At 65.2% G+C, this 21,833-nt stretch carries 21 protein-coding genes; 5 read left to right on the top strand and 16 right to left on the bottom strand.

Features of this window, described 5'->3' with window-relative positions; all coding sequences use genetic code 11:
- Nucleotides 1-123 precede the first annotated feature (123 nt).
- A complete protein-coding gene (locus tag DVU99_RS00810; RefSeq protein ID WP_114238306.1) occupies nucleotides 124-1,251 on the bottom strand; it encodes an OmpA family protein in 1,128 nt (375 codons plus the stop codon).
- A 209-nt stretch (nucleotides 1,252-1,460) separates the two neighbouring features.
- Nucleotides 1,461-2,912 carry a bifunctional 2-methylcitrate dehydratase/aconitate hydratase gene (locus DVU99_RS00805; RefSeq protein WP_114238305.1) on the bottom strand — a complete coding sequence of 484 codons (1,452 nt, stop codon included), beginning with the start codon at nucleotides 2,910-2,912 and terminating at the stop codon, nucleotides 1,461-1,463.
- A gap of 293 nt (nucleotides 2,913-3,205) precedes the next feature.
- On the opposite strand from DVU99_RS00805, the gene DVU99_RS00800 reads away from it, so the two are divergent.
- Both DVU99_RS00800 and DVU99_RS00795 read left to right on the top strand, forming a co-directional pair.
- Complete coding sequence (locus tag DVU99_RS00800) at nucleotides 3,206-3,892, top strand: TerC family protein (protein ID WP_114238304.1); 687 nt, start codon at nucleotides 3,206-3,208, stop codon at nucleotides 3,890-3,892.
- Between the two features lie 57 nt (nucleotides 3,893-3,949).
- Nucleotides 3,950-4,561 (top strand): glutathione S-transferase N-terminal domain-containing protein, encoded by a 612-nt coding sequence (locus DVU99_RS00795; RefSeq protein WP_114238303.1) that lies wholly within the window; start codon nucleotides 3,950-3,952, stop codon nucleotides 4,559-4,561.
- 35 nt (nucleotides 4,562-4,596) lie between these two features.
- Here the strand turns inward: DVU99_RS00795 and DVU99_RS00790 are convergent, their stop codons facing one another.
- From DVU99_RS00790 to prpB, 7 genes are all read right to left on the bottom strand, one after another.
- Nucleotides 4,597-6,084 carry an acetate kinase gene (locus DVU99_RS00790; RefSeq protein WP_114238302.1) on the bottom strand — a complete coding sequence of 496 codons (1,488 nt, stop codon included), beginning with the start codon at nucleotides 6,082-6,084 and terminating at the stop codon, nucleotides 4,597-4,599.
- A gap of 114 nt (nucleotides 6,085-6,198) precedes the next feature.
- Nucleotides 6,199-6,807: a hypothetical protein gene (locus DVU99_RS00785; protein WP_114238301.1), complete on the bottom strand. Its 609-nt coding sequence runs from the start codon at nucleotides 6,805-6,807 to the stop codon at nucleotides 6,199-6,201.
- Nucleotides 6,808-6,825: 18 nt separating this feature from the next.
- A complete protein-coding gene (locus tag DVU99_RS00780; protein WP_232823399.1) occupies nucleotides 6,826-7,509 on the bottom strand; it encodes a C39 family peptidase in 684 nt (227 codons plus the stop codon).
- A complete protein-coding gene (locus tag DVU99_RS20000) occupies nucleotides 7,506-7,922 on the bottom strand; it encodes a hypothetical protein (protein ID WP_232823398.1) in 417 nt (138 codons plus the stop codon). Before DVU99_RS20000 ends, DVU99_RS00780 begins: the two co-directional genes overlap by 4 nt.
- A 138-nt stretch (nucleotides 7,923-8,060) precedes the next feature.
- On the bottom strand, nucleotides 8,061-8,960 hold the full coding sequence (locus tag DVU99_RS20220) for a hypothetical protein (RefSeq protein ID WP_198670139.1): 900 nt from the start codon (nucleotides 8,958-8,960) through the stop codon (nucleotides 8,061-8,063).
- 448 nt (nucleotides 8,961-9,408) lie between these two features.
- Complete coding sequence (prpC, locus tag DVU99_RS00765) at nucleotides 9,409-10,554, bottom strand: 2-methylcitrate synthase (protein WP_114238300.1); 1,146 nt, start codon at nucleotides 10,552-10,554, stop codon at nucleotides 9,409-9,411.
- 75 nt (nucleotides 10,555-10,629) lie between these two features.
- Complete coding sequence (gene prpB, locus DVU99_RS00760; protein ID WP_114238299.1) at nucleotides 10,630-11,517, bottom strand: methylisocitrate lyase; 888 nt, start codon at nucleotides 11,515-11,517, stop codon at nucleotides 10,630-10,632.
- Nucleotides 11,518-11,658: 141 nt separating this feature from the next.
- Here prpB and DVU99_RS00755 point away from each other — a divergent pair, with 141 nt between their 5' ends.
- Nucleotides 11,659-12,873, top strand: a complete 1,215-nt coding sequence (locus tag DVU99_RS00755) for a citrate synthase family protein (protein WP_114238298.1) — start codon at nucleotides 11,659-11,661, stop codon at nucleotides 12,871-12,873.
- 15 nt (nucleotides 12,874-12,888) lie between these two features.
- Here the strand turns inward: DVU99_RS00755 and prpE are convergent, their stop codons facing one another.
- Both prpE and DVU99_RS00745 read right to left on the bottom strand, forming a co-directional pair.
- Complete coding sequence (gene prpE, locus DVU99_RS00750) at nucleotides 12,889-14,787, bottom strand: propionate--CoA ligase (protein ID WP_255412901.1); 1,899 nt, start codon at nucleotides 14,785-14,787, stop codon at nucleotides 12,889-12,891.
- A 104-nt stretch (nucleotides 14,788-14,891) separates the two neighbouring features.
- Nucleotides 14,892-15,233, bottom strand: coding sequence for a hypothetical protein (locus DVU99_RS00745; RefSeq protein ID WP_114238296.1), 342 nt, complete (start codon nucleotides 15,231-15,233; stop codon nucleotides 14,892-14,894).
- A 116-nt stretch (nucleotides 15,234-15,349) separates the two neighbouring features.
- Between DVU99_RS00745 and DVU99_RS00740 the strand changes: the two genes are divergently transcribed.
- Complete coding sequence (locus tag DVU99_RS00740) at nucleotides 15,350-15,772, top strand: TipAS antibiotic-recognition domain-containing protein (protein WP_114238295.1); 423 nt, start codon at nucleotides 15,350-15,352, stop codon at nucleotides 15,770-15,772.
- A gap of 54 nt (nucleotides 15,773-15,826) precedes the next feature.
- Here DVU99_RS00740 and DVU99_RS00735 read toward each other — a convergent pair whose 3' ends face one another.
- Both DVU99_RS00735 and DVU99_RS00730 read right to left on the bottom strand, forming a co-directional pair.
- On the bottom strand, nucleotides 15,827-16,813 hold the full coding sequence (locus DVU99_RS00735; RefSeq protein WP_114238294.1) for a malate dehydrogenase: 987 nt from the start codon (nucleotides 16,811-16,813) through the stop codon (nucleotides 15,827-15,829).
- 208 nt (nucleotides 16,814-17,021) lie between these two features.
- On the bottom strand, nucleotides 17,022-18,221 hold the full coding sequence (locus DVU99_RS00730) for a pyridoxal phosphate-dependent aminotransferase (protein WP_114238293.1): 1,200 nt from the start codon (nucleotides 18,219-18,221) through the stop codon (nucleotides 17,022-17,024).
- 254 nt (nucleotides 18,222-18,475) lie between these two features.
- Between DVU99_RS00730 and DVU99_RS00725 the strand changes: the two genes are divergently transcribed.
- The gene (locus DVU99_RS00725) at nucleotides 18,476-18,733 is read left to right on the top strand and encodes a GlsB/YeaQ/YmgE family stress response membrane protein (protein WP_114238292.1); all 258 of its coding nucleotides are present in this window, start codon (nucleotides 18,476-18,478) and stop codon (nucleotides 18,731-18,733) included.
- A 54-nt stretch (nucleotides 18,734-18,787) separates the two neighbouring features.
- On the opposite strand, the gene DVU99_RS00720 is transcribed toward DVU99_RS00725, so the two are convergent.
- From DVU99_RS00720 to DVU99_RS00710, 3 genes are all read right to left on the bottom strand, one after another.
- Complete coding sequence (locus DVU99_RS00720) at nucleotides 18,788-19,216, bottom strand: YidB family protein (RefSeq protein ID WP_114238291.1); 429 nt, start codon at nucleotides 19,214-19,216, stop codon at nucleotides 18,788-18,790.
- A 158-nt stretch (nucleotides 19,217-19,374) separates the two neighbouring features.
- Nucleotides 19,375-19,884 carry a peptidylprolyl isomerase gene (locus tag DVU99_RS00715; RefSeq protein ID WP_114238290.1) on the bottom strand — a complete coding sequence of 170 codons (510 nt, stop codon included), beginning with the start codon at nucleotides 19,882-19,884 and terminating at the stop codon, nucleotides 19,375-19,377.
- A gap of 108 nt (nucleotides 19,885-19,992) precedes the next feature.
- Entirely contained in the window at nucleotides 19,993-21,819 is a 1,827-nt protein-coding gene (locus DVU99_RS00710) for a D-(-)-3-hydroxybutyrate oligomer hydrolase (protein WP_255412900.1), read from the bottom strand.
- Between the last annotated feature and the right edge of the window lie 14 nt (nucleotides 21,820-21,833).

The following is a 21,833-nucleotide window of genomic DNA, read 5'->3' as shown; positions in this document are numbered from 1 at the left end:
CATATCGATGCGCGCAAGGTTGCCTACACGGACCGCGGGCCCGCCTCTTTCGACGCCCCGCCTCGCCACAAAAGAAAAGCCCGGCTTGCGCCGGGCTTTTCGGTACCGCACGGACAAGTCCGATTACTGCTGGACCTGCAGCTCCGTACGACGGTTGCGCGCACGACCGGCATCCGTGTCGTTGGTGTCGATCGGGTCGTTCTTGCCGTGACCCACCGGGCCAATCAGACGGTCGGCAGAGATGCCATGGCCAATCAGGTAGTCGTACACGATCTTCGCACGACGCTCCGACAGGCCCTGGTTGTACTCCGCCGTACCCACGCTGTCGGTGTAGCCGGCCACGGTGACCTTGACCTGCGGATAGCGCTGCAGGGTGTCGACCGCCTGGTCGAGAATGGCCAAGGAATCCTTGGTCGGCTCGGCCAGCGACTTGGCGATATCCTTCTCGCCCTTCTTCGGACGGTCGAACTTGAAGTTCACGCCGCGCAGGTCGATCACGACCTTCTGCGGGCAACCATCCGGACCGACGATCGTGCCTTCCGGCAGATCCGGGCACTTGTTGTCGCACAGGTTCACGCCGTTGCGGAACTGCTTGGAGCAGTCCGGAGCCGGCGGCGGCGGCGGCGGAGCCGGCGGAGCCGGCGGCGCACCGATGCGCGACACGATGCTGAAGCCCAGGAACCAGTCGCCGTAACCGTTCTTGCTCGGCTGGGTCTTGTCGTCCCAGTCGTAACGCCAGCCGGCTTCCACGCGGACGTCGGTGCTGTCGGTGACCGTCTTGGACACGCCCAGGCCGACCTCAGCCGCAGGATCCCAACCGTTGTCGTTGCTGTTCTGGTGGTAGCTGCCGATCACACCACCGAGCAGGTACGGACGCCACGCATTCCAGTCGAGGAAGTAGTAGCGGGCCGCGACGCCGTAATTGTTGTTGGCCCACTTGCCGCCGCCCGTGTACACGCCGTCGACGTAGTTGTCGCGGTCGCGCTTGGTGCGGTCGAAGAAGAAGTCCAGCGAGAAGTTCGGCGAGAAATAACGTCCGACACCCAGACCGTAATAGAACTGGCGGCTGTTGGTGTTGCGATCGGTATCGTTGTAGTAGCCACCCACGGTCGGCGCAATGTACCAGCGGCCGTCATAGCTGGACGTCGGCGTCGAAGAGGAAGTGGCACTGGCAGTATTGTCCTGCGCGTGAACGGCGCCGGCGCCGCCCAGGGCGAGGGCAATCAGAATGTACAAGCCCTTACGTTTCATCAGGTGTCTCCTCGTTTATTGGTGTACGCGTCCGTTCACCCCAGACGGGAAAAACATCAGTCGCGGATTCCGACTCCTATGGAGCCCACGATCATGACCTCACTACCTTGATGCTTGATTTACCCGAAACGGGCGCGGAGTAGTTTAGCAAAAGTTAAACAATTGCAAATCGACCCCAAACGCCCGTTCATTTTCTGCTCACGCCGTCTTTACAGCGTGAAGAGAGCAAGGAATTGCTGAATGGGCATCGCATCCATCCTGAGCGGATCCGCGGTGACGTCCAGGATGGTCCGCACCCGGTGCGCCGGCAGGTGACCGCGCAGCGCCGACTCGAACTTCTCCAGAAGCAACGGAATGCCCTCTGCACGGCGCTTGCGGTGGCCAATCGGATAGTCGACGGAGATCTTTTCGGTACTGCTGCCATCCTTGAAAAACACCTGGACGGAGTTGCCGATGTAGCGCTTTTCGGGATCGAAATAATCTTCGGTAAACCGCAGGTTTTCACTGACCACAGTCTTCGCGCGCAAGGCGTCGATGCGCGGATCGGCAGCGACCTCGTCGTTGTAATCGTCGGCGGTCAGCCGGCCAAAGATCAGCGGAACGGCCACCATGTACTGGATGCAGTGGTCGCGATCGGCATAGTTGGCCAGCGGGCCGGTCTTGTCGATGATGCGCATGCCCGCTTCCTGGGTCTCGATGACGACCTTGTCGATCTGGTCGAGCTTGCCGGCAACGGCAGCATGCAGCTTCATCGCGCACTCCACCGCGGTTTGCGCGTGGAACTCCGCCGGAAAGCTGATCTTGAACAGCACGTTTTCCATCACGTAGCTGCCGAATGGCCGCTCGAACTCGAAGGCCTTGCCCTTGAAGGCCACGTCGTAATAGCCCCAGGTGTGCGCGCTGAGCGCCGACGGATAGCCCACCACGCCACGATAGACGGCGTTGATGGCGTGGGTCACGGCACGCCGGCAGGCGTCGCCCGCGGCCCAGCTCTTGCGCGGGCCGGTGTTCGGGGCGTGGCGATAGGTACGCAGGGCACCGTTGTCGATCCAGCTGTGCGACACCGCAGTGATGATCTGTTCTTTGGTGCCGCCCAGCATGGCCGTGGCGACGGCGGTGGACGCCAGGCGCACCAGGATGACGTGATCCTGCCCGACACGGTTGAAACTATTCCTGAGGGCATAGCAGCCCTGGATTTCATGAGCCTTGATGGCGTATGCAAGCACGTCGCGCACCGTCATCGGCTGGCCACCCTCGCGCTCGGCCTTGCGGCTGAGGTAGTCGGCCACGGCCAGGATGGCACCAAGGTTGTCGGATGGGTGACCCCATTCGGCAGCCAGCCAGGTGTCGTTGAAGTCCAGCCAGCGGATCTGGGTGCCGATGGCGAACGCGGCCTGCACCGGATCCAGCTCGTAGCTGGTGCCCGGCACGCGGGCCCCGCCCGGCAGGGTCGCCCCCGGGACCACCGGCCCCAGGTGCTTGACGCATTCGGGAAACTTCATCGCGAGCATGGACGTGCCCAGCGAGTCCAACAGCATGTAACGCGCCGTGTCGTACGCCTCGGTGGAATCGATCTCATAGTCGATGACATACCGGGCGACATCGACCATCGGCTGGTCGGGTTCCGGACGCTTCGCGGAGCGGATGTCGGGTGCACTCATGGGCATTCTCGCGGCACAAGGAAAGGACACTCGTTCACCCGCCTGGAACGGTTTGCTGAACAAGCGTGACTTGACTAATTAGCGAACCGGCCGTGAAAATAAATCGAATACTCACTCCAAAAGGGAGTAGTTCCGGACATGCCTTGCAGGCTGTCCTTGCGGTGGTCGTCACCACGAGCGCAACCCGCGCTCCGGTCGCCGCAGCGGCTCTGCCGCGAACGAGACTTTTGCAGTAGCGACGGGCCGCGCGTGTCTGTCTCTGCTGCATTGGTCCGACGCGCAGAGACTGCCCCATGGAACTGACTGGTACCGACTTCCTCTCTGGCCTGCTGGCCATCGTGCTGCTGGACCTTGTGCTCGCGGGCGACAACGCCATCGTGATCGCACTGGCTGCGCGCAACCTCCCCCGCCGCATCCAGAAGAAGGCGGTGCTGTGGGGCACCGTCGGCGCCGTGGTGGTGCGCCTGCTGCTGACCGCCGTGGTGGTCTACCTGCTTGAACTGCCGGGCCTGATGCTGGCCGGTGGCCTGTTACTGCTGCCCATTGCCTGGAAGTTGCTGCAGCAGGATGCCAAGCCCGCCCACGAGGTGGACGCCGCCGGCAGCTTCTGGACTGCCATGCGCACCATCATCGTCGCCGATGCCCTGATGGGCCTGGACAACGTACTGGCCATCGCCGGCGCGGCCAAGGGCCATATGTTGCTGGTGGTCATTGGCCTGGCGATCAGCGTGCCGCTGGTGGTGTGGGGCTCCTCGCTGATCCTGCGCCTGATCGAGCGCTTCCCGATCGTCGTGTACATCGGCGCGGCGGCGATCGCCTGGACCTCGGCCCGCATGATCGCGCACGACCACTGGGTCTCGGTCTGGTTCGAGCAGAACCCATGGGCGCCCTACACGCTGGATGCCGTGCTGGTGCTGGGCGTGTGCCTGGGTGGCTGGCTGGTTCGCCATGGGCGCACGCGGCGCCGTGCCGAGGCTTGAGGCCGCGCCCACCGGCAAGCGACACTGCGCGGCCTTTTCACACCGGAAACTCACCGCATGAAGCTGTTCTACCTGCCGGGCGCCTGCTCACTGGCCGATCACATCGTCCTCGAATGGATCGGCCAGCCGTACGCGGCCCATCGCGTCGCTCGCGACGAGCTGCGCTCGCCCGAATACCTGCGCATCAATCCGTCGGGCGCGGTGCCGGCGTTGCAGGAAGCCGATGGCTGGGTGCTCACGGAGAACGCGGCCATTCTCAACTACCTGGCCGACAAGTATCCGGAGGCCAGGCTCGGCGGCGATGGCAGCGCACGCAGTCGCGCCGAAGCGAACCGCTGGCTGGCCTACATCAACTCGGACCTGCACCCCGCCTTCCGCCCGGTGTTCCGTCCCGAGCGCTTCATCGAAGGCGAGGCCGAGCAGGAACAGCTCCGCGCCACCGCCCTGGTGCGGCTGCGTGGCTACTACGAGCGGCTGGATGCGCAGCTGACCGACAGGGACTGGCTCACCGGTACCCGCAGCTTTGCCGACCCCTACCTGTTCGTGGTCATCAACTGGGCCAAGGGCAAAGGCGTGGATCTCTCCGGCCTGGACCATCTCGCCCGCTTCCACCAGCGCATGCTGGAAGACAGCGGCGTGAAGTCCGCCATGCAGCAGGAAGGCCTCTGAGCCGCTCCTGCCCTTTAAGCGTTCGCCAATGAGGCCTAGAACATCATCGGCACGCGCACAGTCACCGTGGCGTCAGGCGTATCACGCGTGACGCCCACGCCCAGCGTGAAGTTCAAGGTGCGTTTGTCGCTGAGCCGCCACGAACCACCAATCAGCAGCGTACCCAGCACCGTCTTCACCGAACCCGGCACGGTCTGGTTGTTCTCCTTGGTGATGCCCACGAAGCTCTGGTCGTAACCGATGCTGATCGATGCCTTCTCGTTCAGCGACAAGCCCATGCCTACGCTGACATCGGCCACGTCACCCTCCTTCACCTTGCCCAGGTATTCGGTGCCGCCGAGCAGGATTTTGCGGCTCACGTTGTCGCGCGCCACGTTGTACAGGTAGCTCACGTTGCCGAAGAACACCACCGGGTCGGACGGATAAAGCCAGGTGACGCCCGGCTGGATCGACCAGAAGCCCGAACCGGTCGGCTGCTGCAGCGGCAGCCCGGTGCCGGTGGCCTGCAGGTCCACCTCGTTGATCACGTTTTCCACGCAGCGCTGGATGCAGTCGGTGGTGACCTGGAACGGATCGGTGCCGGTGCGCGACTTCACGCGCAGCCAACCCACGTAGTAGGCCTTGTCCGGACCGCCCACGTTGATCTGGTAGCGCGCGGTGGCTTCGATGTCGCCCAGTCCGTGGCCGCTGGAGCCGAAGGCGTTGTCGGTGGCCGAGCCGGTAAAGATCTCGCGACTGACCGTATCCACATGCTGGTACACGTAGGGTACGCGCAACTCCACTTCGAGCCGGTTGGTGATGCCGTAGCGTCCGGTCAACCAGCCGATCTGCGTGGTGGTCTTGACCTCACGCGCATCGATCAGGCCGATCAGGATGGCCGGTATCACGGTGTATCCGACCAGCGCCACGCGGTCCGCCGAGGAGTATTCGAACTGGTAGGCCGGCTCGAGTATGAACCTGCCCTGCGGCGTAAGTACACCGGGCTGCTGGAAGATGGGCGCCACCTCGGGTGGCCGCGTGTCCGACTTGGGCGCCTGTCCCACTGATTGCTGGGCCTGCGGCTGCTGGCCGGTATCGGACGACTGCGCGCTGGGTGCGTTCTGCGCCAGTGAATCGCCGGCCGGCATGGGCAGTGCCGAAGCCCCCGGGCCGGCGGAGGCAATGCTGCCCGCGCGTTGCTTGTCCAGTTCATCCATGCCTACGGCGTGCTTGAGTGCCTGGTAGTCGGCCTCCTGCGCAGCCAGCGCGCGCTTCATCGCATCGAGTTGCTCGATCTGCGCGCTGATCTGGCTGCGCATCGCCTCGATACGCTCGCCCTGCTCTTCCACCTTCTGCTTGAGATCCCCGGATGATGCACCTGGCGCCGCCTGCGCCGCAGCCGGTGCCGGCGCCGTCGATGCAGGTGGCGTGACGGAGCCGGCTGGCGCCGGTTGCGTCTGCTGCGCCACGACCGGTGCCCCCAACGCGACCAGACCCGCCGCGCATCCCGCTGACCACAGGTACCGCCATGCTGCGTGTCGCATCGTGCTTCCTTATCGCTCAAAGGTCGAAGTCGGCCGCGTACGAAAACGCCGCGACATTCCTTCGCGGCTGGTGGCTGGGCAGCATGGCGTTTGCCGTGCGTGTCCCTTGGCTGATCAGTGGCCCAATGAATTCAGCTCGGCCTGTTGCAGGGATTGCTGGAAATTCATCTGCCGGAATACGTCGAGCGTGTTGACCGAGGTGTTGAGGGTGGTGATGGTCTGGATATTCTGGTTGTTGAGGCTGTTCTGGATCACCGTGCCCAGTTGCGTGTGGCTGAGCGAGGCGGGATTGAAAGAGTTGTTGGGGCCGATCTGCACTACGGTCACCGAGTTGAGCGCGGCCTCCATCGCGGCGGCCTGTGCCGCGGTGATGTGCGCGACGTCGGGAATGTTGAAGCTGGTGGACGTCACCAGGTTGCCGTTGACGTAGACCGCCCGGTCGATGCCGAACGAAACCTCCAGCCCTTCGCCCACGTCGTAGCCGCCACGCATGTCGTCCAGAGTGTCGGCGCTGACAGGCGTCCACCCGGCGAGGTCATCCCCGCCACCCTGTACGGCGGCGAGCGCCGCATCGGTCGGCTGCCCCGCCGTGGCTGCGGCTGGGGTCAATGCCGCAGCGGTGGGGGTGGCCTGGGTGCCGGGCCCGACGTCCATCACCGTCGCGCCGCGCGTCCACGGCTGGCTGGCGAGGAAAACCACCCCAAGGAAAATGATCCGTGTCATCGGTTTCATGCGTGCACCTCACAGATCGTCCGGCCCGTATTTGGGCATCACGGTGTTGAACAGATTTCCGCGATCCACGCCGGTACTCACCGGCGCCAACGGCGCGACCTTCCAATCGTTAGGGCTGTTGAACACCGCCAGGTTGCGGCGGTTGTGGATGACGAACACCAGCCCGTTCTGCCATACCTGCATGAAGTGGTCGAGCGCGATCACGCGCGTGCCGCGCGCAGGATCGCCCACCAGCACGCGCCCGTTGCGCATGCCCTTGATCACCACGAAATGGTGATAGCCCTTCTCATTGATCAGCACGATGGCGGGAATGTTCTCCTTCTCCAGCCGGTCCAGCGGTACCTTGTAGCCGTCAGCCTGGAAACCGTTGGCCTCGAGGAACCGCTTGATGTCCAGCAGCGAGAAGCCTTCCTTCTTGATCTTCGCGCGGTCGCCGTGGATGAACATCTGTTCAAAGGCGACCTGCTCGTTGACCGGATAGCCGTACTGGTAGGTGAGCAGCGTCGCGACCGCCGCGGATCCGCAACTGAAGTCGTACTTCTGGTGGACGGTGCTCTTGTAGCGAGCCTCCTTGAGGCTCGTGAGATGGATCGTGTACGTGCCGGCCCCGGGACTGACCACGCCCACGGTCGAGGCATGGCTTCCCAGCGGCAGCGCCGCCAAAGTGATCAGCAGCGCCGCCAGATGCTTCACTGTTTGAACTCTACGTTGAGTACAGTGGCGTTCTGGATCAGGACGTTGCTTCCCGAATTCTGGATCACCACTGGGATTCCGGCGGCACCACTGAAGGAATCGCCGCTGATGATGTTGTCGCCGGAATAGATATGGTTGGCAGTGTCGTTGCTGGTCGTCCCGGTAAGCGTGGTGTTCTGCTGCACGCTGGTGCCGCCGCTCATGCTGGCAAGCGTCGAGCTGTCGACGCCCTGGCCGAAATCACTGGCATCCACGCCCTCGACCCGGGTCGCCGCAACATAAACGGCGATATACGGGCTAGTACCGTCGCTGAGCGTGGCCGGAGGAATAGCCGCATCCTCCGCATAAGCCGCCGCAGACATGGACAACAGGCTGAACGCTGTAAAGCTGACCATCCGCTCTAGAGATCGCACGGCAGTATCTCCCGCAGGCGTCCTGGACTGGTGCATGGACGTCGACTTGCGTCGACCTCCTCCGAACGACTGCTTACGTGTGGTTCCCCGGCCGCACACGGCGGAGCGCTGCGCTCCGCCGTGCCGGACCTCCGTCACTCAATGAACGGTCAGGTTTGCCTGGACATTGACGCCCTGCTGGATGAGGGCTGCAGCACCGCTGTTCTGTGCGATGACCATGATGCCCGCTGCCGCGGCAGCGCCGTTGGTCATGGTGTTGGACATATCGAACGAGCCGCCATTCACGGAGTTCGATCCGCCTGCACCACCTGACGCACCTGCGCCACCGGTGCCAGCGCCACCCGTGCCTACGCCGCCCGTGCCGCTACCGCCCTCGCCGCCTGCCGCGCCCGAACCGGCCGATGCAGTGGAGGAACCACTGGTGCCGCCCGTGGAGCTGGCATAGCCACTGGTACCGCTCGCCGCACCTGCGCTACCTGCGCCACCGGTCGACTCACCACCCGCGCCCGAGCTGTCGCCACCGCCGCTTGCCGAGCCGGAGCCATGGTTGTGGGCGTGGCTGTTGGCGTTGCCCGAATCGCCGCCGGTCGAGCCACCGCCGACCGAGGCACTCAGCCCGCCAGCATCTCCAGACGAGGCACTCGAACCACCGGCCTGGCCGCTCTGCGAAGATGCCCAACCGCCGCCGCCGCCGGAACCGCCATTCGCACCGGTGCCCCGGCCGCCACTGCCCTTACCACCATTGCCACTGCCACCGTTACCACCGTTACCACCGTTGGCATTGCCGCTGTTCTGGGCAGAGTTGCCGATGTCCGATACCGACAGATCGGTCACCGTGCCGCTCAGTACGGTCTGGTTGACTACGGTACTGGTGTTGAACGAATCCGTATTGGTATTCGTCGTCTGGTTGGTCGTCTCGTTGTTGTAGTTGGTGAGGTCGCCCAACCCGTTATTGGTGTTGGTGTTGTTACCTGCGAATGCCGGGAGTGCCAACCCCAATCCGAGCACAATCGCGGTTGCAATTAGAGTCTTACGCATAGTCATTACTCCTGGAACGATGCGGTGACCCCCTGTGAGTGCTGGCCTTGCACATCCAGCACGCAGCTGTCGCAACTTACGTGCCACGTGTCGAATCGGCTCAAGCACGCCTGCGACAGCCGCCAAATCAGCCGTTTGGGCTGACTTCTGCAAGCTGAGATTGGCTTTGGTCAGCCTCTTTGCAGGCCGGGTGATTCAAAGCTGTTACACCCCATCAGGGTGCGCGACCGGCGTCGCCGTCATAACCCGCGAGGCATGAGCAGCCATTTCAATGGGTTCCAGGCACCATTGAATGACGGATGGCGTTGTGGAACATGCGTATCAAAGCTGTTACACCCATGCACACAAAACGATAGCAATGTCGTACAGGGTCCTGAACCGCAACGAAAGTTAAGAAAAAAAGGCGGGAGCCGAAGCCGCCGCCTTTCTCGTTACACCGCGATGTCGCTCAGCGCTTTTCGATCGGCACGTAGGCCTGGTCCTCGGGACCCACGTAGTTGGCGCTCGGGCGGATGATCTTGCCGTCCTCGCGCTGCTCGATCACGTGGGCGCTCCAGCCGGAGGTGCGGGCGATCACGAACAGCGGGGTGAACATGGCGGTCGGCACGCCCATCATGTGGTAGGCGCTGGCTGAGAACCAGTCGAGGTTGGGGAACATCTTCTTCTGTTCCCACATCAGCTTCTCGATCTTCTCCGACACGTCGAACAGGGTGGGGTTGCCGCCCTCGGTACAGAGCTTGCGCGAGATCTCCTTGATGATCTCGTTGCGCGGATCGGACACGGTGTACACCGGGTGGCCGAAGCCGATGATGATTTCCTTGCGCTCGACGCGCGCGCGGATGTCGGCTTCCGCCTCGGCTGCGTTGCGGTAGCGGGCGATGATCTCCATCGCCACCTCGTTGGCACCGCCGTGCTTGGGACCGCGCAGCGCGCCGATGGCGCCGGTGATGGCCGAGTACATGTCCGAACCGGTACCGGCAATGACGCGTGCGGTAAAGGTGGACGCGTTGAACTCGTGCTCGGCGTACAGGATCAGCGACTTGTCCAGCGAGTGCGCGTGCAGCTCGCTCGGCTTCTTGCCATGCAGCAGGTGCAGGAAGTGGCCGGCGATCGATTCGTCCTCGGTCTCGGTCTCGATGCGCTTGCCGTTGTGGCTGAAGTGGTACCAGTACAGCAGGATGGAGCCGAAGCTGGCCATCAGGCGGTCGGCGATGTCGCGGGCGCCGGTGACGTTATGGTCGTCCTTCTCCGGCAGCACGGTGCCCAGCACCGAGCAGCCGGTGCGCATCACGTCCATCGGGTGGGTGGCGGCCGGCAGCAACTCCAGCGCGCTCTTGACCGGGGCCGGCAGGCCGCGCAGGCGCTTGAGCTTGGCGCGATAGGCGTTCAGTTCGGCCCAGTTCGGCAGCACGCCGTGCACCAGCAGGTAGGCCACTTCCTCGAAGCAACCCTTGGCCGCCAGATCGTGGATATCGTAGCCCCGGTAGTGCAGGTCATTGCCGCTGCGGCCGACCGTGCACAGCGCGGTGTTGCCCGCGGCCACGCCGGACAGGGCGACGGATTTCTTGGGCTTGGGAAGGGTTTGCTCGCTCATCGGATACGTCTCCTAAATGCATGCGACTCTGGCCGACCGCGGGTGGATGCCGCGGTCGGCCAATCGGCTGGCCGCTCAGGCCTTCTTGGTGGCGAACAGCTGGTCGAGCTTGTCCTCGTAGGCGTGGTAGCCGAGGTAGTCGTACAGCTCTTCGCGGGTCTGCAGCGTGTTGATGATGTTCTTCTGGGTGCCTTCGCGGCGCACCGTCTCGTAGAAGTTGAGCGCGGCCTTGTTCATGGCGCGGTAGGCACCACAGCAGTACAGGGCAATGTCGACGTTGGCGTCGCGCAACTCGTCGGTGGTGAAGAACGGGGTGGAACCGAACTCGGTGAGGTTGGCCAGGATCGGCACCTTCACCGCGGCCTTGAAGCGACGGTAGTCGTCCAGCGTCTTCATCGCCTCGGGGAAGATCATGTCGGCACCCGCCTCGACGTAGGCGCAGGCGCGGTCGATAGCCGAGTCGATGCCTTCCACGGCGGCGGCGTCGGTGCGGGCCATGATCACGAAGCCGGCGTCGGTACGCGCGTCCACCGCGGCCTTGACGCGATCGACCATCTCTTCCTTGGGCACCACTTCCTTGCCCGGGCGGTGGCCGCAACGCTTCTGGCCGACCTGGTCTTCCATGTGCACCGCAGCCACGCCCACGTTGATGAACGAGCGGATGGTGCGCGCGATGTTGAAGGCGCCGCCCCAGCCGGTATCGATGTCCACCAGCAGCGGCAGCTGGGTCGCGTCCACGATGCGACGGGCGTCGGTGAGCACGTCTTCCATGGTGGAGATGCCAAGGTCGGGCATGCCCAGCGAATTGGCGGCGACACCACCACCGGACAAGTACAGCGCCTTGTAGCCCACGCGCTTGGCCATCAGGCCGGCGTAAGCGGTGATCGCGCCCATCACCTGGAGGGGCTTCTCGGCGGCAACGGCATCGCGGAACCGGCTGCCGGCAGATGTGGATAGGGACATGATGATTCTCCTAAACCTCGTATTGTAGGCGATGCGTCGGCAACGCCATGTCGCGGCGCAGTACGCGCCGTGACCACGGCGATCACTGTGTCACCGCCGGATGTATTGATCAATCTTGATCGAACGGATCAATATGTCACCATGCGCGCCGATTATCTGTCCGCCCACGAAGCCGCCGCCCGACTGGGAGTAAGCCACGCCACGCTGTACGCCTATGTCAGCCGCGGCAAGATCGATTCGCGGCCAGGTGCAGACGGACGCAGTCGTGAATACCGCGCCGACGACGTCGAGCGATTGATCGAACGCAAGCAGGCGGGACGTGGGGCCGCGCAAGGCGCCGCACACAGCCTCACCTGGGGCCTTCCGGTGCTGGAAACGCGCATTTCGCTGATCCGCCCCCATGGGCACTACTACCGCGGGGAGTCCGCTCTCGTACTGGCTCGCGCCGGCGCCAGCCTTGAGGACGTGGCACGCCTGCTGTGGGACAGCCAGGCCGATCCCTTTGCCGCGCCACCGCCGGAGCACTGGCCCGACCCCGTGTCGATGCTGCTTCGCCAACGCGGACTGCCACCACTGGAGCGCACCGCTGCCGCCCTGCCGCTGCTCTCGCTGCACACGCCCTACACGCACAGCACCGATCCCGCGCAGCGCCGGGAATACGCCGCCCTGCTGCTGCGCCAGACCGCAGCCCTGCTCTGCGGCACCCGCCCGGAACGCCGCCCGATCCATCGCCTGATGGCCGACAATTGGCAACGCGGCGACGCGGCCTTCGCCGCCCTGGTGCGCAGCACGCTGGTGCTGTGCGCCGACCACGAACTCAACGCGTCGGCCTTCGCCACCCGCGTGGCCGCTTCCACCGGCGCCAGCCTGCACGCGGCGGTGGTGGCAGGCCTGGCGGCGCTGTCGGGCCCGCAACATGGCGGCGCCGCGGCGCGGGCCCACGCCTTCATCCAACAGGCGGTGCGCGAACGGCGGCCTGCCGATCACGTGCGTGAACGCCTGCGCCGTGGCGATGAGCTGCCGGCCTTCGGTCATCCGCTGTATCCCGAGGGCGACCCGCGCGCCGCCGTGCTGCTGGCGATGATCGAAGAGATCCGCCCGCGCCGGCCTGGCCTGCTGCGCATCCGCCACCTGATCGAGGCAGTGAAGGACTGCAGTGGCCGCGAACCCAGCCTGGACTTTGCGCTGGCCACCATCGCCTCGCTGTACGAGCTGGGCGCCGATGCCGCCTTGTCGATGTTTGCTGCCGGACGCATGGCAGGCTGGTTGGCGCACGCCCTGGAACAGCAGGACATGGGCGGACTGATCCGCCCACGCGCGAACTATGCCGGAAAGCTGCCCGGGCGACACGACTGACGGCTCCCGCGGCCGTTACTGGTCCGGTCCGCGATCCAACGCGCGGCGTACTTCCTCCAGCGCATTGGGGTCATCCAGCGTGGACAGGTCACCCGGATCGGTGTGTTGCACCAATGCCTGCAGTGAACGCCGCAGCAGCTTGCCCGAGCGGGTCTTTGGCAGGGCGTTCACCACGTAGATGCGCGCGGGCTTGGCCACGCCACCCAGTTGCTGTACCACCCGCTGCTGCATGGCCCTGGCCACCTCGGCCGGCGGCTCGGCGACGCCCTGCTTGAGGGTGGCGAACACCACCGGCACCTGCCCTTTCAGGTCGTCCTGCACGCCGACCACGGCGGCCTCCGCACAGGCCGGATGGGTGGACACCGACTCCTCGATTTCACGCGTGCCCAGCCGGTGGCCGGCGACGTTGATCACGTCGTCGGTGCGGCCAAGGATGGTGGTGTAGCCGTTGTCGTCGCGGATCGCCCAATCGAGCGAGCTGTACAGCAGTTCGTTGAAGTGGCTGAAATAGCTGGTGACATAGCGGTCGTCATCGCGCCACACCGTACTGAGGCAACCTGGCGGCAACGGCGGCTCGAACACCAGCACGCCCTTGCGGTGGGGCGGCAGCTCCTCGCCGGTGGCCTCGTCGATGACCTTCATGCGGTAGCCCGGGCTAGGCAGTCCCGGCGAGCCGAATTTCACTGGCTTGAGGTCCAGGCCCGGCATGAGGGTGATCGCAGGCCAGCCGGTTTCGGTTTGCCAGTAGTTGTCGATCACCGGCACACCCAGTCCCCGGGTGATCCATTCGGCCGTGGGTTCGTCCAGTGGCTCGCCGGCCAGGAACAGCCACTTGAGCCGGGAAAGATCGTACTTCTTCAGCCAGCTGGCATCCTGCTTCTTCAGCACGCGGATACCCGTGGGCGAGGAGAACATGGTGCGTACGCCATAGCGCTCGCACAGCTGCCACCAGATGCCGGGATCGGGATTCGTCGGCAAGCCTTCGTAGAGCAATGAGGTGGCGCCGCCGATCAGTGGCCCGTACACGTTGTACGAGTGCCCGACCGCCCAACCCACGTCCGAAGTGGAGAACATCACCTGCCCCGGCGCGATGTCGAACACGGTCGTGATGGAGAGCGCCATGGCCACCGCGTAACCGCCCACGTCGCGCTGTATGCCCTTGGGTTTGCCAGTAGTGCCGGAGGTGTAAAGCAGGTAGCTGGGCTCGTTCGATTCCAGCCAGGCCACCGGGACTTCGACGCCGTCGCAGGACGCACGCAGGGTGGCGTAATCGAGGTCGCGCCCAGCCACGCGCGTCATCTGTGGATCGAGTCCCCGATCGACAATCAGCACGTGCGCCGGCTTCCAACTGGCCTCTTCCAGCGCCGCGTCGACCAGGGGCTTGTACGGAATGACCTTGCCACCACGCATGCCCGCATCCGCGGCGACCAGCAGCGCGGGCTGCGCATCGTCGATGCGCAATGCGAGGTTGTGCGAGGCAAAGCCGCCGAACACCACCGAGTGGATGGCCCCGATGCGCGCGCACGCCAGCATGGCGAACACGGCCTCGGCGATATTGGGGAGATAGATCACCACGCGATCGCCCTTGCCCACGCCCAGCGAGACGAGCACGGCGGCAAAGGTGTTCACTTCGCGGTAGAGGTCGCTGTAGCTGAGTTCGCGCGTCACCCCGGTTTCGGTGGAAACGGCCACCAGCGCCAGCTGGCCGCCACGTTCTTCCAGGTGACGATCAAGCGCGTTGTAGCAGAGGTTGGTGGTGCCGCCGACGAACCAGCGGCGAAAAGGCGGCAGGGAAACATCGAGGATCTGCCGCGGCGGCGAGTGCCAGTGAATGCGCTTGGCCTGCTCTGCCCAGAACGCCTCGGGCTGCTCGACCGACCACCGATAGAACTCCTCGTATTGCATCGTTCCCATCCTCCGGCTGCTGCTTCCGGCTAGCCTAGAGCAGCCATGGAGGATGGGCTGTGCGACCTTGGTCGAGTCACGCAGGACCCGACCAGGACAAGACTGTCATGACATTACAGGCAGGACACGGCCGCGTCGCGATACGCCGGGTTGTAGTCCTTCTTGAGGTCCTGCGTCTCGTACATCATCACTTGCGCGCCAGTGCCATCGGGCGTCACGCTGATCAGCTCACGGGCGCCGGCCTTGTCCGTCGCGGAAAGCGTGCCTTCTTCCTTCTTGTTTTCCAGGCTTACCTGACCCATGCCGTCCCACTTGGCCCGCACGCATTCAAGATAAGTCGGAATGTCCTTGTTGGTTCGGCTGCTCATCTTCGGCGTGGTGTCACGCAGGCCATGGACGCCACCGCAGGCGGTCAGCAGGACACAGCAGGTGGCGATCGCAATTAGTTGCTTCATATCCGGGTTCCAGTCGAGGATCGGCAGATTTAACCATGAAGCGCCGCCCGACGGAGAGGCTTGACCCTCACGTCGCGTAAGCCCCCACCGTATCCGGCACGCAACGAGGACACCCCATGGAACTCACCGTAGGCGAACTTGCACGGCGCAGCGGCATCGCCGTGGCACTCGGACACTTTGTCGAGCAAGCCGTCGTAGCGGCGCGCCTGGGGCATCTTCGTCCGCTACCTGGACGAAACCGGGATGGCCGTGATGCGCGCCACTACGGTAAGCAGATGTATGCCTGGCCCGCGCTGATCGCTGAACTGCGCAAGGCCATGAAGGAAGGCGTTCCGCCCGACGACGCGCGAACCCAGGCTCTGGCTAGCCGCTGGCAGGCGTTGTTCCGCTCCTATGCCGGCGACAACCCGGGCACGCATGCGCGCATCCGCGAGGCCTATGCGAAGGAGCCGGACCTGCGCAGCGGCAGTGCGGTGGACGATGCCCTGCTGGACTACCTGCGCCAGGCATGGACCTGCGCGGCGCGCAGCGTGCACTGATGCAAAAAAAGGGCGGCCCAAGGCCGCCCTTTTTTTGTTCCAGCCGAAGCCGGATTACTTCTTGGCGAACAGGTGCTCGACGCCGGCGCGCTCTTCGCGCAGTTCCTTGTCGGTGGCATCCATGCGGGCGCGCGAGAAGTCGTTGATCTCCAGGCCCTGCACGATTTCGTACTTGCCGTTCTTCACGGTCACCGGATAGCCGTAGATCACGCCCGGGGCGATGCCGTACGAACCGTCGGACGGAATGCCCATCGAGACCCAGTCACCTTCCGCGGTGCCCTGCGCCCAGGTGCGCATGTGGTCGATGGCGGCCGACGCGGCCGAAGCCGCCGAGGAAGCGCCACGGGCCTTGATGATGGCCGCGCCGCGCTGCTGCACGGTCGGGATGAAATCGCTCTCGTACCAGGCCTGGTCGACCAGCGACAGCGCCGGCTTGCCGCCCACGGTGGTGTGGTGCAGGTCCGGGTACTGGGTGGAGCTGTGGTTGCCCCAGATGGTCATCTTCTTGATGTCGGTGCTGTGCTTGCCGGTCTTCTCGGCCAGCTGCGACAGCGCGCGGTTGTGGTCCAGGCGCACCATGGCGGTGAAGCACTTGGGATCCAGGTCCGGGGCGCTCTGCTGGGCGATCAGGGCGGTGGTGTTGGCCGGGTTGCCGACCACCAGCACGCGCACGTCACGCTTGGCGTGGTCGTTCAGGGCCTTGCCCTGCGGGCCGAAGATGGCGCCGTTGGCTTCGAGCAGGTCCTTGCGCTCCATGCCCGGGCCGCGCGGGCGGGCACCCACCAGCAGCGCGTAATCGACGTCCTTGAAGGCGACGTTCACATCGTCGGTGGCCACGACGCCGGCCAGCGTCGGGAACGCGCAGTCGTTGAGTTCCATCACCACGCCCTGCAGGGCGGGCAGCGCCGGAGTGATTTCCAGCAGGTGCAGGATCACCGGCTGGTCCGGGCCCAGCATGTCGCCCGCGGCGATGCGGAACAGCAGGGCGTAACCGATCTGGCCGGCAGCGCCGGTAACGGCAACACGAACAGGGGCTTTCATCGGGGAAACTCCTTCAACTTGGCTAGTCTTACGAAAATGAAACCCATGCGACACGACAACAATGAAAAGCCGTCATTCCCGCAAAAGCGGGAATCCAGTGATTTTCAGGTGTCAAAAGGCAAAAGGCACTGGATCCCCGCTTTTGCGGGGATGACGAGTGAAACGGCCGACCTTTTGAAGTTCCCGTGAGGCATGGGGTCATGAACCATCAGGTCAGTTCAGCAAAGAACGCCTGGATGCGTTCCAGCCCGGGCTGCAATTGTGCGGTCGGGCAGGTATAGGAAATGCGCATGGCTCGTGGCTCGCCGAAGGCCGAGCCCGGCACGCAGGCCACGCCCTTGGCTTCCAGCAGGGCCGCGCACAGGTCGACGTCGTTGTCGATGCGCACGCCGTTGTGGCTCTTGCCGAAGGCCACCGAGATGTCCGGGAACACGTAGAACGCACCCTGCGGGCGCGGGCAGACGACGCCCGGGATGGCTTGCAGCGCGTTGACCACCACGTCGCGCTTCTCGGCGAATTCCTTGCACTTGGCCTGCGGCACGTCCTGCGGACCGCTGAAGGCGGCGACCGCCGCGGCAGTGATCACTTCCGGCAGGCTGGTGATGTGGTTGGAGTTGAGCGTGGTGATGGCCTTGGCCACGTTCTCGGGACCGGCGATCAGGCCCACGCGCCAACCCGGCATGCCGTAGGTCTTGGACACCGAATCGACGAAGATCAGGCGGTCCTTCAGCTCCGGCTTGATGTGCACGAAGTTGTGGTAGCCGATGCCGTCGAACACCATCGAGTTGTAGATGTCGTCGGTGATGATCCAGGTGTCCGGATACTTCACCAGCACCTCGGCCAGCGCGGCGATTTCGTCGCGCGTATAGACCATGCCGGTGGGATTGGACGGGTTGTTGAACAGGAACACCTTGGGCTTGCGCGCCAGCGCGGCTTCGAGCTGCGCGGGCACCAGCTTGTAGTTCTGCTCCGGGCCGCAGTGCAGCACGTTGGCCTTCACGCCCACGATGTCGGCGATGTCGCGGTAGGTAGTCCAGTACGGCGCGGCGAAGGCGATCTCGTCGCCCTCGTCCATCAGCGCCTCGGCCAGGTTGTACAGCACCTGCTTGGCACCGATGCCGATCGACAGGTTCAGCCGGCCATAGCCCTGGAAGCCGAGCTTGCCCAGGTGCGCGAGGAAGGCATCGAGCAGCGCCTCGGCGCCGCGGTTGCTGCCGTACTGGCCGGAATCGTGCTGGAGAGCCTCGCGGGCGGCGGCGTAGACGTGCTCGCCGGGCAGGAAGTTGGGGATGCCGATGGAGAAGCTGATGATGTCCTTGCCGGCGGCCTTGAGTTGCTTGGCTTTTTCGGCGATGGCCATGATCGCGCTGGGCTTGGCGCGGCCGACACGCTGGGCGAGCTGGGGCATGACTTCCTCTTGTGCGGGGACGAAGACAGCAAACCCGGAGATTTTAGCATGCGCCGGCGCATCGTCCCCTTTAGGCGATGGTCGGGGTTGGCACGGCAGTCAGATGCGCGCCGGCGGCCGCACGGGCATGATGGGCCCGCCACCCGGCGCGAGACCGGGAACAGGGGGCGCATCGGGAGGCAACGGGCAGGCCGGAGGCCGCCTGGCATCAGGACTCAGGATCTCTTGCGGACACTCACCAAGGACATACGCATATGCACTGGCTATGGGTGATCATCGTCGGTCTGGTCGTAGGTGTGATCGCCAAGGCGCTGACGCCTGGCAAAGAGGCGATGGGCTTCATCATCACCGCCATCCTCGGCATTCTCGGCTCCATCATTTCCACGTACGTGGGCGAGAAGCTGGGCTGGTGGGGTGAAACCGGTTTCGTGCACTTCCTCGGGTCCATCGGCGGCGCGGTGGTGCTGCTGGTGATCTATCACGCACTGTTCCGTCGCGGCGCCACCTCGTGACGCACGGCTCCCCGACGGTGCCTTGCGCACCGTCGGGGACATCATGCCGATGGCTCAGGCGGCGTTGCCGCCGCCGAACAGCTTGCCCGCCAGCGAGGCCAGCGACCCCAGGTCGAAGCCACCCTGCCCCTGCGCCGGTACCTGCCCGTTGGGCGTGAGGTGATCCACGGCATGCGGCAGCACCTGCGAGAGCTGGCCCAGCAGCTGGTTCTGGTCGACGCCCAGCTTGCCCGCCGCCTCCTGCACCAGCGAGCCCAGTCCGCCGTTCTGCAGCGCCTGGCCCAACTGTTCACCGGATACGGCCTGGTTGGCACCGGTGCCTACCCAGGATTGCGCCGCTTCGCCCAGCCCATGCTGCTGCAGCATGGCCACCAGGCCCTGGATGCCACCTGCCTTTTCGATCAGCTGTCCGGCGACCGACACCAGCGAGGAACCACCGGCCTGATTGCCCTGGCCACCGAGCAGATCATTGAGGAATGACATGACTACATCTCCTTGGAATGGGGAAGACGCACATCGTGTGTCGCGTGGAGCCCTTCGATTCTAGGCCCATGCCGGATGCATCGCCATGACAGCCGCCCATGAAAAAAGCCGCCGTTCGCGGGAACGGCGGCTTCTTCACGTGATGCTGACGAAATGGCTCAGCCGCGCTGGTCCAGCACCGCGTTCCATTCCTTCACGCGGTCGGCCTGGGCGGCCAGCAGCGCGTCGACGTCGCCTTCCACGGTGACCTTCTCGATGGTGTCGCCCTGGCGGATCGCATCGACCACGGCCTGGTCTTCCGCGCTCACCACTTCACCGAACACGCTGTGCTTGCCGTCCAGCCACGGGGTGGCGCCGTGGGTGATGAAGAACTGGCTGCCGTTGGTGCGCGGACCGGCATTGGCCATCGACAGCACGCCCGGCTTGTCGTGACGCAGCGAGGCGTCGAATTCGTCCTCGAAGCGGTAGCCCGGGCCACCACGGCCACTGCCCTCGGGGCAGCCGCCCTGGATCATGAAGTCGGCGATCACGCGGTGAAAGGCCAGGCCATCGTAGTAGCCACGGCGAGCCAGGTTGACGAAGCTGGCCACCGTCACCGGGGTCTTGTCCTCATGCAGACGCAGGTGGATCGGACCGCGGTTGGTGGTCATGGTGACGTTGATGGTCATCGGAAGTCCTTGTTCACAAAGGCAAGGTGCAGCAAGCGGGCGCCCTGCGGGCCGGCAAGGATACTCCAGCTGGCGTGATCTGCAGGTACCCGTCGCGAAAACCCGGGCTCAACCAGGCCCGGCAGTCCAGGGCGCCGGCAAGTCCAGCGCTGCGGGTGCCAGCGGGCCCGCGCCCCTGGGCTGTGCAACCGGGGTGGGCACGACCGTCGGCCACGGCGCGCCGTCGTAGATATGCGCCCACAAGCGGTCCAGCGCCGCATAGCCATAGGGCAGCAACGGCACGTGCTGGTCGCCAAAGCCGGGCAACGCGAGGAAGGCATCGAAATGCTGGGCGTGTGGCACCTTCCAGTACAGCGGATGCCCGCCGTTGCTGCGCAGCCAATCCACATAGGGCTCGGAGGTGAACGAGGTCGGCAGCAGGCCGTCGGATGCGCCGTGCACCACCCACAGCGGCAGGCTGGGGCGCGGCAGTTTTACCGTCGTCGCGGCCACGCCGTCGCGCAGCGCCTGGGTGCTGGGATCGGTGTCCTCCCACAGCGCACGCAGGCACCACGCGCCCTGCAGGGTGGGATCGGCCGTGTGGTCCGTACCGCCAAACAGGCCAATGCCGTTGCCGGGAGGAATGCCCGAGGCATCGGCCCACCAACCGGCCCGCACCGTTTCCGGCGCCACGCCCGGCGCGCCATGGGCGCCGGTGGCCGCGTAGTGGAAGCCGCAGGGCATGTCATCGGGCCCCTTGCGCATGTATGCCGACGCATACGCTGCGGTGATCGCGCGCCACAGGTCGAGCGCCGTGGACGAGGCCGCGGTGGCCAGCGCCTGCTCGGTCCACCCGCCGGCCTTCAGATGCTCCACCGCCTGGGCTGCCTGCTGGCCCACGTGCGGCCCGTTCACCAATCCCCGCTCATGCAGCTGATGACAGCGCTGTGCCCAGGCCGGAGGCACCTCGCCCTGCGGCGTGCGCGCCATCGGCACCTGTGCGAAGCGCTCGTCGGCCAGCGCGCAGGGCAGCCAGAGCGAAGCCTCGGTGGCGTAGTCGAACAGGGCTCGCCCATGCCCGGGCACGCGAACGTTGGGCTCCAATGCCACCACGCCGGCGAGCAGATGCTGGTCGTCCAGCCCGGCCGCCTGCAGCACGGCACCACCGCCATTGGACAGACCGGTGGCAATGATGCGGGTGTTCTGTGCCGTGAACGGTGCCTGATCCGGGAACGCGCGATCGAGCATGGCCAGGCCGAATTGCGCCGCCTGGAGCACGTGTCGTCCCCAATCGGCCTCCGGGTTGTCACCCGAGTGCGCATGCTTGATGCCCAGGTACTCGCCGCCCGCCGCGGGCTCGAATTCCAATGTCGTGCTGCCGCGCCTCGCGCGCGTGCCATCCAGCGCCACACCGGTGTGGTCGGCCGGATCGAAATAGCCCGCCCCCGTGCCCTTGTCGGTATAGGCCACCGCGCAACCGCGGGGCAGACCCCAGGCACCGGCCAAGGCAATGGCACCATAGATGCCGCGCGAACCCGAGGAGGCCGTCACCACCAGGCAACGCCGGCTTGCATCGAAATGATCGGGCACCTGCAGCAGCACGCGATGCGGCGAATGCGCGCCGGGAATCCAGGCAAACGCCTGGTACTCACGCCCGGGCACCATCGGCACGGCACCATACACCTTCCCGTAACCGCCCAGCGCGCCCAGATCGGCAATGCCCTTCCAGCTGGTCTGGATCGCACGCCGCCGCAATTCGGCCGGCGTGGGTGCCTGCGGATTGGCGAACGCCGCGGGACTGCCAGCCAACCCGGACAGGCCCAGGCCCGCGCTGAGCAGGTCGTCATCACCCCGGTGCTCGGTGATGCGCACTTCTCCGCGCACGAAATCGGGGGTGGACATGCCGGACTCCTTGGGCGCTGGCGCGGTGCTGCATGACGCGAGCAAGGGCGCCATCCACAACATCCATC

Origin of the sequence: Dyella sp. C9, assembly GCF_003332825.1 — a bacterium.
Taxonomy (GTDB): domain Bacteria; phylum Pseudomonadota; class Gammaproteobacteria; order Xanthomonadales; family Rhodanobacteraceae; genus Dyella.
The sequence above is the reverse complement of the archived record's forward strand: the minus strand, read 5'-3'. Positions and strand labels throughout refer to the sequence as shown.

Bases quoted from the DNA above. Each gene is read 5' to 3' on its own strand.
- DVU99_RS00810 (WP_114238306.1), bottom strand. From the start codon at position 1,251: ATGAAACGTAAGGGCTTGTACATTCTGATTGCCCTCGCCCTGGGCGGC.
- DVU99_RS00805 (WP_114238305.1), bottom strand. From the start codon at position 2,912: ATGAGTGCACCCGACATCCGCTCCGCGAAGCGTCCGGAACCCGACCAG.
- DVU99_RS00800 (WP_114238304.1), top strand. From the start codon at position 3,206: ATGGAACTGACTGGTACCGACTTCCTCTCTGGCCTGCTGGCCATCGTG.
- DVU99_RS00795 (WP_114238303.1), top strand. From the start codon at position 3,950: ATGAAGCTGTTCTACCTGCCGGGCGCCTGCTCACTGGCCGATCACATC.
- DVU99_RS00790 (WP_114238302.1), bottom strand. From the start codon at position 6,084: ATGCGACACGCAGCATGGCGGTACCTGTGGTCAGCGGGATGCGCGGCG.
- DVU99_RS00785 (WP_114238301.1), bottom strand. From the start codon at position 6,807: ATGACACGGATCATTTTCCTTGGGGTGGTTTTCCTCGCCAGCCAGCCG.
- DVU99_RS20220 (WP_198670139.1), bottom strand. From the start codon at position 8,960: ATGCGTAAGACTCTAATTGCAACCGCGATTGTGCTCGGATTGGGGTTG.
- prpC (WP_114238300.1), bottom strand. From the start codon at position 10,554: ATGAGCGAGCAAACCCTTCCCAAGCCCAAGAAATCCGTCGCCCTGTCC.
- prpB (WP_114238299.1), bottom strand. From the start codon at position 11,517: ATGTCCCTATCCACATCTGCCGGCAGCCGGTTCCGCGATGCCGTTGCC.
- DVU99_RS00755 (WP_114238298.1), top strand. From the start codon at position 11,659: ATGCGCGCCGATTATCTGTCCGCCCACGAAGCCGCCGCCCGACTGGGA.
- prpE (WP_255412901.1), bottom strand. From the start codon at position 14,787: ATGGGAACGATGCAATACGAGGAGTTCTATCGGTGGTCGGTCGAGCAG.
- DVU99_RS00745 (WP_114238296.1), bottom strand. From the start codon at position 15,233: ATGAAGCAACTAATTGCGATCGCCACCTGCTGTGTCCTGCTGACCGCC.
- DVU99_RS00740 (WP_114238295.1), top strand. From the start codon at position 15,350: ATGGAACTCACCGTAGGCGAACTTGCACGGCGCAGCGGCATCGCCGTG.
- DVU99_RS00735 (WP_114238294.1), bottom strand. From the start codon at position 16,813: ATGAAAGCCCCTGTTCGTGTTGCCGTTACCGGCGCTGCCGGCCAGATC.
- DVU99_RS00730 (WP_114238293.1), bottom strand. From the start codon at position 18,221: ATGCCCCAGCTCGCCCAGCGTGTCGGCCGCGCCAAGCCCAGCGCGATC.
- DVU99_RS00725 (WP_114238292.1), top strand. From the start codon at position 18,476: ATGCACTGGCTATGGGTGATCATCGTCGGTCTGGTCGTAGGTGTGATC.
- DVU99_RS00720 (WP_114238291.1), bottom strand. From the start codon at position 19,216: ATGTCATTCCTCAATGATCTGCTCGGTGGCCAGGGCAATCAGGCCGGT.
- DVU99_RS00715 (WP_114238290.1), bottom strand. From the start codon at position 19,884: ATGACCATCAACGTCACCATGACCACCAACCGCGGTCCGATCCACCTG.
- DVU99_RS00710 (WP_255412900.1), bottom strand. From the start codon at position 21,819: ATGGCGCCCTTGCTCGCGTCATGCAGCACCGCGCCAGCGCCCAAGGAG.